8 protein-coding genes and 1 pseudogene are annotated in these 9560 nt (G+C 39.7%); 6 read left to right on the top strand and 3 right to left on the bottom strand.

The genetic code is table 11. From position 1 onward, the window contains the following. Positions 1–268: 268 nt before the first annotated feature. Together O9324_RS18555 and O9324_RS18550 are read right to left on the bottom strand one after the other, a co-directional pair. A complete protein-coding gene (locus O9324_RS18555) occupies positions 269–868 on the bottom strand; it encodes a hypothetical protein (protein WP_288140968.1) in 600 nt (199 codons plus the stop codon). Between the two features lie 153 nt (positions 869–1021). Next, positions 1022–1633: a calcium-binding protein gene (locus tag O9324_RS18550; protein WP_002765599.1), complete on the bottom strand. Its 612-nt coding sequence runs from the start codon at positions 1631–1633 to the stop codon at positions 1022–1024. A 252-nt stretch (positions 1634–1885) separates the two neighbouring features. On the opposite strand from O9324_RS18550, the gene O9324_RS18545 reads away from it, so the two are divergent. The 6 genes from O9324_RS18545 (at position 1886) to O9324_RS18520 (ending at position 9291) form a co-directional block, all read left to right on the top strand. Continuing rightward, positions 1886–2893: a hypothetical protein gene (locus tag O9324_RS18545; RefSeq protein WP_288140967.1), complete on the top strand. Its 1008-nt coding sequence runs from the start codon at positions 1886–1888 to the stop codon at positions 2891–2893. Between the two features lie 92 nt (positions 2894–2985). Further along, complete coding sequence (locus O9324_RS18540; RefSeq protein ID WP_288140966.1) at positions 2986–3951, top strand: tetratricopeptide repeat protein; 966 nt, start codon at positions 2986–2988, stop codon at positions 3949–3951. A gap of 282 nt (positions 3952–4233) precedes the next feature. Then, complete coding sequence (locus O9324_RS18535; RefSeq protein ID WP_288140965.1) at positions 4234–4494, top strand: hypothetical protein; 261 nt, start codon at positions 4234–4236, stop codon at positions 4492–4494. A 77-nt stretch (positions 4495–4571) separates the two neighbouring features. After that, on the top strand, positions 4572–5672 hold the full coding sequence (locus tag O9324_RS18530) for a tetratricopeptide repeat protein (RefSeq protein WP_288140964.1): 1101 nt from the start codon (positions 4572–4574) through the stop codon (positions 5670–5672). Positions 5673–5734: 62 nt separating this feature from the next. Then, positions 5735–5914 (top strand): hypothetical protein, encoded by a 180-nt coding sequence (locus O9324_RS18525; RefSeq protein WP_002765609.1) that lies wholly within the window; start codon positions 5735–5737, stop codon positions 5912–5914. 101 nt (positions 5915–6015) lie between these two features. Next, positions 6016–9291 (top strand): CHAT domain-containing tetratricopeptide repeat protein, encoded by a 3276-nt coding sequence (locus O9324_RS18520; RefSeq protein ID WP_288140963.1) that lies wholly within the window; start codon positions 6016–6018, stop codon positions 9289–9291. Between the two features lie 22 nt (positions 9292–9313). On the opposite strand, the pseudogene O9324_RS18515 reads toward O9324_RS18520, so the two are convergent. Beyond that, a pseudogene (locus O9324_RS18515) lies at positions 9314–9560 on the bottom strand (IS4 family transposase); the annotation flags it as partial.

Raw genomic sequence — 9560 nt, 5'->3', positions numbered from 1 at the left:
TCAGATCAGAAGAGGAAAGATGCAATGCTCCGGTGCTGATTCGGAGCATCTTTCAATTTGACAACGCCGATTGTAGGGCTAATTCCACTGCTAAATCGAGCGACTCTTGTTCCCCACTTAAGCCCAACTATCGGCACTATTTGTTCATTAAACACTGGTTGTAAAGATGCCATGCAATCCTTGCTATCAAAGTAATTTCAGTTCCGGTGCTGATTCGGAGCATCTTTCAATTTGACAACAACCCAATAGCGAGCTACAATATCTGCGATCACTTTCTGGCTTTGCGGATAGCACTCCCTAGCATTAAACCCCCAAGGGTAATATAAACAAGAACGCTGCTGGATTCTGGAGTCGTTCTTTTAGATGCAACACGGATCTGAACAAGAACATCATCGTCATCATCATCTACAGTGAAAGATGCGGCATCATCAAGATGAGCTAAGAAGATATTAGTATCTAGTAACTCAAATGTATTTCCTCCGAAACCAAGGCTATTATCTAGATCTGAAAAAACTATTTTTGAAGCAATATCTGTGCTTCCAATTGTAGCGAAAAAACTTTGACCATTCCAGTTAGTTAAAACTGCCAGTGGAATTGGCTGATCTGGATTAAAAGAACCCCAAAAAAACTCACTGTTTGTTGATGGATTATTAGGCAATCCTGAAAGAACTGGAACAAAGTTTTCTGAAGTAGTCCCAAGACCAAACTCAGAATTGGCACCAGCACCACCTCCTAAGGATTTAACGTAAATATCAACCTGCTCAGGAAATTTAAACTCTGCTGCATTGCTTGGATTAGTAATACCGCCAACGAATAAAGCAATAGCAAAAGTAAATAAGGGATATTTGGGGTTGCAGGGATTGAACATTTTTGTTGCTCCTCAAAGATTAATTCTTTTTTTTGTTGTTTGTTATCTTTTGTTCCTTGAGAACAACGTTCATGCTTTTAATTTGACCAGTGAGCAAAAATTGCCCAGTCGTCTGGAACAGGCGAACCAAAAGATTCGCCCGCCCACTCCCAATTAAATAAGCTGAACATCTAAAGAGACAGCAAACCCTGCGGGGCGATTTTCAATGGTTGCGAATTGTTGCCCAAGAAAACTTAACCCACCTGTTAAGCTATTGTAGTTAAATTGGCTAAGGCTACTAGCATTAAATCCGAACTTACTGATTTGGATGACATCGCCCTCTATCCACTGAAAATCCTTGATTACGTCAACTCCTTCTAGAAGAGAACCGAAAAAAAAGGCATCGGCACCAGTGCCGCCAGTGAGGATATCATTGCCATAGCCGCCATAGACAAAGTCATTCCCAGCGCCTCCTAATAGAACATCGTTGTCGGCTCCGCCAAAGAGATAATCAGTGTTGTTTCCGCCTGATAAAGTGTCAGCACCTGCTTCGCCAATCAGCAAGTCACTACCGTTTCCGCCGAAGATATTGTCATTTCCAGCGCCGCCGAAGAGGTCATCTGCACCATCTCCACCATCAATGTAGTCGTTGCCTATTCCACCATCAATGTAGTCGTTGCCTCCTTGGCCGTAAATGCTATCATTCCCTCCATTCCCGTACATGGTGTCATTACTGGAACTGCCGAACAAGAGGTCATTGGAAATTGTACCGTTGTAAACTGGCATTAGCTGTAAACTCCTGTGAATTAATTAAGTTGATGATTCAAGTCAAACATTCAGATCAAATAACATTCAATAGATACTGAATAACAAATTGGTCTCAGCCAACAACTCTAAATAACTCTAAATAACCGTATATAACTTTTAATAACAATTAATAACATTGCTTTCTCTTTCTCATAAAAATATTGACAAATCAGAGGAAATGATGTAATCTTTAAATATCTCTATTAGTGTTTGATTATTTTTGAAGTAAAAATGGTTAGCATTACTGACACGATAGGAACTAAAAATCTATTGCAAGAAGCATTTCTAAACCGTATCTTGCAAAATACTGGTTTGATAAAAAATCAAGATCATAGTTGTTTATTTCAACTTCTATATAATCCCAAAAATCAAGATAAAAAAAGAAGTGAAATTGTCGAAATAATGAAAGATAAGCATAATCTTCATTATACGGAAGCAACTATTAATGAATATGCGAAAAGAATTAGGAGAATAATGGTAGATGTGTTTAAACAAGGGATGATAGACGATGGATTAGAATTAAGTGTCAATTTAATTACTACTAAATACGAGAATAAAGGAAGACCTCAGAATTCAATTGAACCTCATCAAGTGACTTATCAATGGTTATGGGAGAAAAAATTCCCTCGGATGGGTTGGGAATTAGCAAAAGAAGTTGCTGCACCTGCTTGTGATAAGTTAACGATGCTGGATATTGAAAATTTTGAGCTAGAAAAATCACACGGGAGTTCAGAAAGGGGTCCAGTTATGAATGGTACTGTAATTAAGCCAGAGCCAAATAATGGTAATTATATTTATCTTAACAAGCCCCATTATTTATGGGTTAATTTACCTGAAAATGGTAAATATTTATTGTTAATTAATGAGACGGTAGAAGGAAATTTTTATCTCTTTAGTCCTTCAAGAGCATTTGCGTATATTCCTTATACTAAGCTGTCAGAAGGACTTCGTTTACCCCCGTCTGAAGGACTAGCTCGATTTTTCCAATATGATGCAGTAGGAGATGAATATTTTCTGGCAATTGTCACAGAGCAACCCATTGATTTATCTTGGGTTAATGGGGAATCTGACCCTACAGATCTTATTTTAAGTCAAGAGCGTCTTGAGGAGATATTTATTAAATTGGGTCAACAGGGTAATAGTGAAGTGTTTTATAAGCGGTTTAAGGTGGTAGAACAAACCATTAATTACTCTGATCAATCAGCAATAATAATTAACAACAAAAACTTAGTTTATTAAAGGAGAGGGTCAAAAAATATTAGAAACTATCAAAAAATTACAGCAATAAACTCAATGTAAACCTACAATACTTGATCAAAAGGCCATCAATCATGTCTCTACCTCTTTCCTCTATTTTAGTGACCCTATCTCTCGGTTTGGGCTTTGTTTCTCTCCCTCTACCCGTTCAATATTTGCCTGTAAATGCCATCGCTCAAGTCAATTCCCCCTCAACGGCTCAGGACTTTTTGGATCAGGGAGTAAAACAACTACAACAAGGTGATTTAGAGGCTGCCATTAATAATTTTAATGAAGCAATTAGACTTAATCCTAACTATGCTCAAGCTTATGGCAACAGGGGTATCGTCTATAGTCGTTTACAGCAATATGAGAAAGCCCTTGCTGATTATAACCAATATATTCGCTTTAATCCCAACTCAGCAGAAGCTTACTATAACCGAGCAACTCTCTACGATAAGTTAGGAGATTATCAAAAAGCGATCGCAGATTATGACCGAGCTATCCGCCTTAATCCTAATTTCAGTCAAGCGATTAGTAACCGAGAAATTGCCTACAATAATCAATTCCCGCAACAACAGCCACCTAATAGCAACCCCGCAAAAGTTCCAGTTCCACCCAATAGCAAGCCAGCAAAAGTTCCACCTAATAAAAAACCTGCAAGGGTTTCAAGATCAAGAGTATTCTTTCCTGAGAATGGTCAGGGAGTGTACAACTTTGATCGGAAATCTGCGAGTAGTATCCTCAAAATTATACCGCCATCTGGTGCGGAAAATATGGTGATAAAGTTAGAGGATAAAATTAGCCGTAAACGGCTCTGTTGGTTCTTGATATTAAAGGGGCATTCCTACGAAACACCCATTCCACCGGGGCAATATATAATAAAGTTGGCTACGGGTAAAAAATGGTATGGAGATAGACATCTGTTTGGTGCTAACGCATCCTACAGCAAAATTGACAAGGTGATCACTATTCCTGAGAATACACACTACACGATAACTCTTACTCCAAGCCTATTTGGTACTCTCAAAGAAAAAAAGATCGGAGTGAATCAATGGTAGTAATAAGTAGCGGATGCTTATAACCTGTGGGGGCTTGTCTATGTAATGTCAGGAGATTATCAAATAAGGAATCCCTGACTTACAAAGATCAGTAACTTTATTTCAGCAACAGGGAGATAAAACACAAGCTCAAAAAATATTACAAGTTCTTAATAAAATGTCGTAATAACCTTGGTTTATTCAAGGAGAATGGTAACATAAATTAAGCAATCATTAACCCGATATTATAACTAGACCGCATCCTGTCAGCGATCATCCTTGCCCATAAAATAGGAAAAAACAATGCAAATTTCTATTCAACTAGACGATGAACACGCTCAAAAACTGGCCTATATTCAACAAACCACCCAAGAAAATACCCTAGAAACCATTCAACAAGCCATTGAACTACGCTATCAACAACTCCAAGAAAAAACACACGATCCCCTAGCTAAATTAAAACAAAGTTCCTTTATCGGTAGCTTTGAAGCAGAGGCTGACTTTGCCGAAAACTCAGAAAACATTTTGCATTCACTCCTATCCGAAAAAAATTATCATCGCTGATACAGGATTCTTTCTCGCTAATCAATTACCACAATAAACTCAACTTAAACCGATAACAATTCAAGGGAGAATCAATGATGTCTCTACGTTCTTTCTCTGTCTTAATTGCGCTCTCCATCACGATAGGACTCTCAGCTTGTGGTGTCCAGCGAAGCAATTTTGTTAATAATCAAGGGGTCGAAAAAGCGAGGCACAAAGACTGGAATGGGGCGATCACAGACTATAGTGAAGCAATTCGTCTCAATCCTAACCATGCTATTGCTTACTATAACCGAGGACTTGCCTATGGACAATTAGGGGAATACCAAAAAGCACTCACCGACCATACCGAAGCCATTCGCCTCAATCCTAGTTATGCTGATGCTTACAATGACCGAGGAAATACCTATAATTGGCTAAAAGAATCTCAAAAAGCGATCGCCGATTATAGTGAGGCAATTCGCCTTAATCCTAATAATGCTAATGCTTACAATAACCGAGGTATTGCCTATGATAAGTTAAAAGAATATCAAAAAGCACTCGCCGACTATACCCAAGCCCTTAGCCTCAATCCCAACTATGCTGATGCTTACAATAACCGAGGCATCGTCCATAATAGGTTAGGAGAATCCCAACAGGCGATCGCCGACTATACCGAAGCCATTCGCCTCAATCCCAACTATGCTGATGCTTACAATAAACGAGGGGATACTTACTATTGGTTAAAAAAATATCAAAAAGCACTCACAGATTATGAACAAGCGATACGCCTTAACCCTAATTTGAAGCAAGTTATTGGTAGCCGATTACCGTCAAGATTACCCCTCCCTAAAAATGGTTACGGAGTGTACAAATTCAATCGGGGAGCAACCAGCAGTACACTCAAAATTATTCCGTCACAGGGAACAGAAAATCTGGTGATAAAATTAGAGAATACAAGCACCAAGAAGGATATCTGCTGGTTCTTAATAGTAAAGGGTAACTCTCATAAAATGCCCATTCCACCAGGGAGTTATATAATCAAGTTAGCTATGGGGGAAAGGTGGTACGGAGATAAATATCTGTTTGGCACTCAGGGTTCTTACAGCAAAATTGACCAAGAGATCACCATTCCAGAGTATACAAATTACACCATCTTTCTTGAGCCGAATCTGTTAGGTACACTCACACAACAAAAGATCGAGGCGAACGAGTTTTGACAATTTTGTCTCCGTACAATTTTTACCATATATCAATTTATTATTTAGAGGTTTGATTATCTATGACTTCAAAAGCAGAAGATTTCGTTCAACAAGGGATACAAAAAGCTCAAAAAAACGATTTACAGGGGGCGAGTACAGATTTATTCAAGGCGGTGGATATATTCCAGCAACAAGGAATACTACAAGAGGCTCAACAAGTATTAGAAATAATTAAACAATTGCAGTCGCGCAATTATTGATGTTTCATCTATTTCCTGATCGGCTTTTCTCGGTTTAAGATGATAAATAGAACTAACTATGAAAAACAAGCTAATAGTCTAGATAGAGGAAAGATAGTAACATGAATCAAGCAATCATTAACCAGATACAAAAGTATAACCAAACCATAGGAATGCTATATCAGCAGGGGCAATATGAGCAAGGGATTATCTTCGCCCAACAAACCTGTGATTTAGCCAAAAGTTACTCACTAACTAATGAGGTTATTTATGCTGATTCTTTGAATATTTTAGCCCTATTATATAAGTCAATAGGACAGTATAAGCAAGCTTTACCTCTCTATCAACAAGCTCTCGAAATTCTTGGTAAAAGTTTAGGTACTGACCACCTTGACTATGCTATTTATTTGGATAACTTAGCCGTATTACATCAGTTAATGAGACAGTATAAGCAAGCTTTACCTCTCTATCAACAAGCTCTCGAAATTCTTGGTAAAAGTTTAGGTACTGAACACCCTGACTATGCTACTTGTCTGAATAACTTAGCTGTATTATATGAGTCAATGGGACAGTATGAGCAAGCTTTACCTCTCCATCAACAAGCTCTCGAAATTCGTGGTAAAATTCTAGGTACTGACCACCCTAACTATGCTGATTCTCTATATAATTTAGCCGTATTATATAGGTCAATGGGACAGTATGAGCAAGCTTTACCTCTCTCTCAACAAGCTCTCGAAATTAGTGGTAAAATTCTAGGTACTGACCACCCTGACTATGCTACTTGTCTGAATAACTTAGCTGTATTATATGAGTCAATGGGACAGTATGAGCAAGCTTTACCTCTCTCTCAACAAGCTCTCGAAATTCACGGTAAAATTTTAGGTACTGACCACCCTAAGTATTCTACTTCTCTGAATAATTTAGCCCTATTATATCAGTCAATAGGACAGTATGAGCAAGCTTTACCTCTCCATCAACAAGCTCTCGAAATTACTGGTAAAATTCTAGGTTCTGACCACCGTGAATATGCTACTTCTCTGAATAACTTAGCCCTATTATATGAGTCAATGGGACAGTATGAGCAAGCTTTACCTCTCCATCAACAAGCTCTCGAAATTACTGGTAAAATTCTAGGTACTGACCACCCCACCTATGCTACTTCTCTGAATAACTTAGCCGGATTATATCGGTCAATGGGACAGTATGAGCAAGCTTTACCTCTCTCTCAACAAGCTCTCGAAATTCGTGGTAAAAGTTTGGTTACTGACCACCCTGACTATGCTAATTCTCTGAATAGTTTAGCCGTATTGTATCAGTCAATGGGACAATATGAGCAAGCTTTACCTCTCTTTCAACAAGCTCTCGAAATTATTGGTAAAAGTTTAGGAACTGACCACCCCGACTATGCTGCTTCTCTGAATAATTTAGCCCTTTTATATACAGCAACCAACCACCCAGAAGAAGCACTAAAACTGATGCAGGAAGCAGCAAAAATTGATTTAAAAACTATTTCTAAAATCTTTAGCATTAGCACCGATAAGGAACGCCTCAACTATGTCAAACAAAACTACCATAAAGTAGAAACATTTCTCTCCCTAGTTTTCCAGCACTTTCCTAATAGCCCCGAAGCGGTACAATCTGCCTATAACCTCATCTTAAGACGAAAAGCGATCGCAACCGAAACCGCCATCCTGCAAAAAATCGCCCTATTATCCCAACAATACGCCCATCTTGCCCCCAAACTCCAACAATGGCAACAAATCAGACAACAACTCGCCAAACGCTGTTTTGATATACCCACCCCCGAACAACTTCCCTACTACCAACAAGAAATTAAATCCCTCGAACAACAAGCAGAAAAGCTCGAACGAGAATTAAATATCCCTGAACTTAACCTCGAAAAAGAACTGCAAAACGCTGATTTTCGTACCATCGCTTTAGAATTACCCCAAGGAACTACCCTAATTGAATTTATTAGGTTTAATAACTACAATTTTCAGGCAATTCCCGCCAACGGTGACGCTGCATCCTTTCCCCCTCGCTATCTCGCCTTTATCCTACCTGCCCAAGCCCCAGAACAGCTAACTATGATAGATTTAGGAGAAGCTGAACCCATCAACAAATTAGTGAAAGAGTTTCGGGAATCGGTAGAAAACCCACGAGGATTAAGTGTGGCCGTATTTAAGAAAAAAGAGGATATATCGCCAAAAATTGAACTAAGCCAGCTTATTTTTGACAAAATCGAGCCTTATCTCACCCAAGAATTAATTATCTGTCCCGATGGCGAATTAAACTGCTTACCCTTTGAAATTTTACCCACCGATAAAGGCAGCTACTTAATGGATGAATATCGCTGCAACTTCTTAAATGTAGGACGAGATATCCTGCGATTTAAAGCCAAAATTCCCGCCAAAGTCACCTATCCCCTCGTTATCGCTAACCCTGACTATAACTTAGCCAGTCCCGAAAACACGCCCTCAACTGCCGAAAATGAGGAAAAATTCCCCTTTAAACCATCCTTACGCAATTTAGCCACCTCTCGACAAGGACAAATATTCAACTCCCTCCCCGGCACCGAAATCGAAGGCGAAAAAATCGCTAAAATACTCAGAGTCAAACCCGTTACCGCCGCCAAAGCTTTAAAACCTCTTGTCTCCAAAGCCCAAAAAGCCCCGTATATTCTCCATATCGCTACTCATGGCTACTTTCTCGGCGATATAACCCCCGAACTGGACACAATTAACCAAAACTTCATGTTATCGAGTCTTTCCGCCTCAGAAAGATTCCAAGTCGGCACCATGCAAAATCCCCTGCTGCGTTCAGGTTTAGCCTTTGCGGGGGTGAATACCATGTTAAACGGCGGTAAACTACCCGAAGAAGCCGAAGATGGCTTATTAACTTCCCTAGACGTGCAATCTATCAATTTAGCGGGGACAGAGTTAGTAGTAACATCCGCCTGTGAAACCGCCTTAGGAGACCTCTACACAGGAGAAACCCTCATCGGTTTGCGTCGTTCCTTCATCCAAGCAGGAGCAAAAACCGTTATTATCAGCCTTTGGAAAGTGGATGATGTGGCTACCACTATCTTAATGCAGTATTTCTATTATTATCTCCTGAAAGCCAAACTTAGCAAAGCAGAAGCTTTGAGAAAAGCCAAATCTAGCCTCCAGCGTCTCACCATTGCCAAAATGCGTTCCCAATGGCTAACGGAAGATGCCATCAAATCGGCAGAAAAACACAGTATAGGAATTGCTGCCCATTTGCGTGAATTAAGTCAAAAATCTGATTTAGAACGCCCTTATAAAGCTCCTAAGTATTGGGCTGCTTTTATTTGTTTAGGGAATCCAGCCGGTCTTCCGCTTTTACCACAGGCGAGCAAGGGACAAAATCTGAATTGACATTCAAGGGGTGACAAGGCGACTAAAAGGCTTGCTGGATAAGGCGCATAGCCGTTAGACCCCTAGAAAAATCGGGGTGTTTTCCTGGCTTGAGGCGGATCAAAGAAAAGGCGAGTTCCGAGTACGCGTCCATCGACTCGATCCAGAAGCTCCCATAAGTACCTATCCAAAAATCGCTATGTCTTTCCGGACCGCGTTTCGCTTCTTTGGAGCGACAAATATAATCGCGAGTTCCCGATTTCTTGAGATTTTGACCACGGGTTGTATTC

The sequence above is a fragment of the Microcystis sp. LE19-84.1B genome (genome assembly GCF_027531875.1).
Taxonomy (GTDB): domain Bacteria; phylum Cyanobacteriota; class Cyanobacteriia; order Cyanobacteriales; family Microcystaceae; genus Microcystis; species Microcystis panniformis.
Note: the sequence above shows the minus strand (reverse complement) of the source record. Positions and strands in the feature narration are given on the sequence as shown.

Bases quoted from the DNA above. Each gene is read 5' to 3' on its own strand.
- O9324_RS18555 (WP_288140968.1), bottom strand. From the start codon at position 868: ATGTTCAATCCCTGCAACCCCAAATATCCCTTATTTACTTTTGCTATT.
- O9324_RS18550 (WP_002765599.1), bottom strand. From the start codon at position 1,633: ATGCCAGTTTACAACGGTACAATTTCCAATGACCTCTTGTTCGGCAGT.
- O9324_RS18545 (WP_288140967.1), top strand. From the start codon at position 1,886: ATGGTTAGCATTACTGACACGATAGGAACTAAAAATCTATTGCAAGAA.
- O9324_RS18540 (WP_288140966.1), top strand. From the start codon at position 2,986: ATGTCTCTACCTCTTTCCTCTATTTTAGTGACCCTATCTCTCGGTTTG.
- O9324_RS18535 (WP_288140965.1), top strand. From the start codon at position 4,234: ATGCAAATTTCTATTCAACTAGACGATGAACACGCTCAAAAACTGGCC.
- O9324_RS18530 (WP_288140964.1), top strand. From the start codon at position 4,572: ATGTCTCTACGTTCTTTCTCTGTCTTAATTGCGCTCTCCATCACGATA.
- O9324_RS18525 (WP_002765609.1), top strand. From the start codon at position 5,735: ATGACTTCAAAAGCAGAAGATTTCGTTCAACAAGGGATACAAAAAGCT.
- O9324_RS18520 (WP_288140963.1), top strand. From the start codon at position 6,016: ATGAATCAAGCAATCATTAACCAGATACAAAAGTATAACCAAACCATA.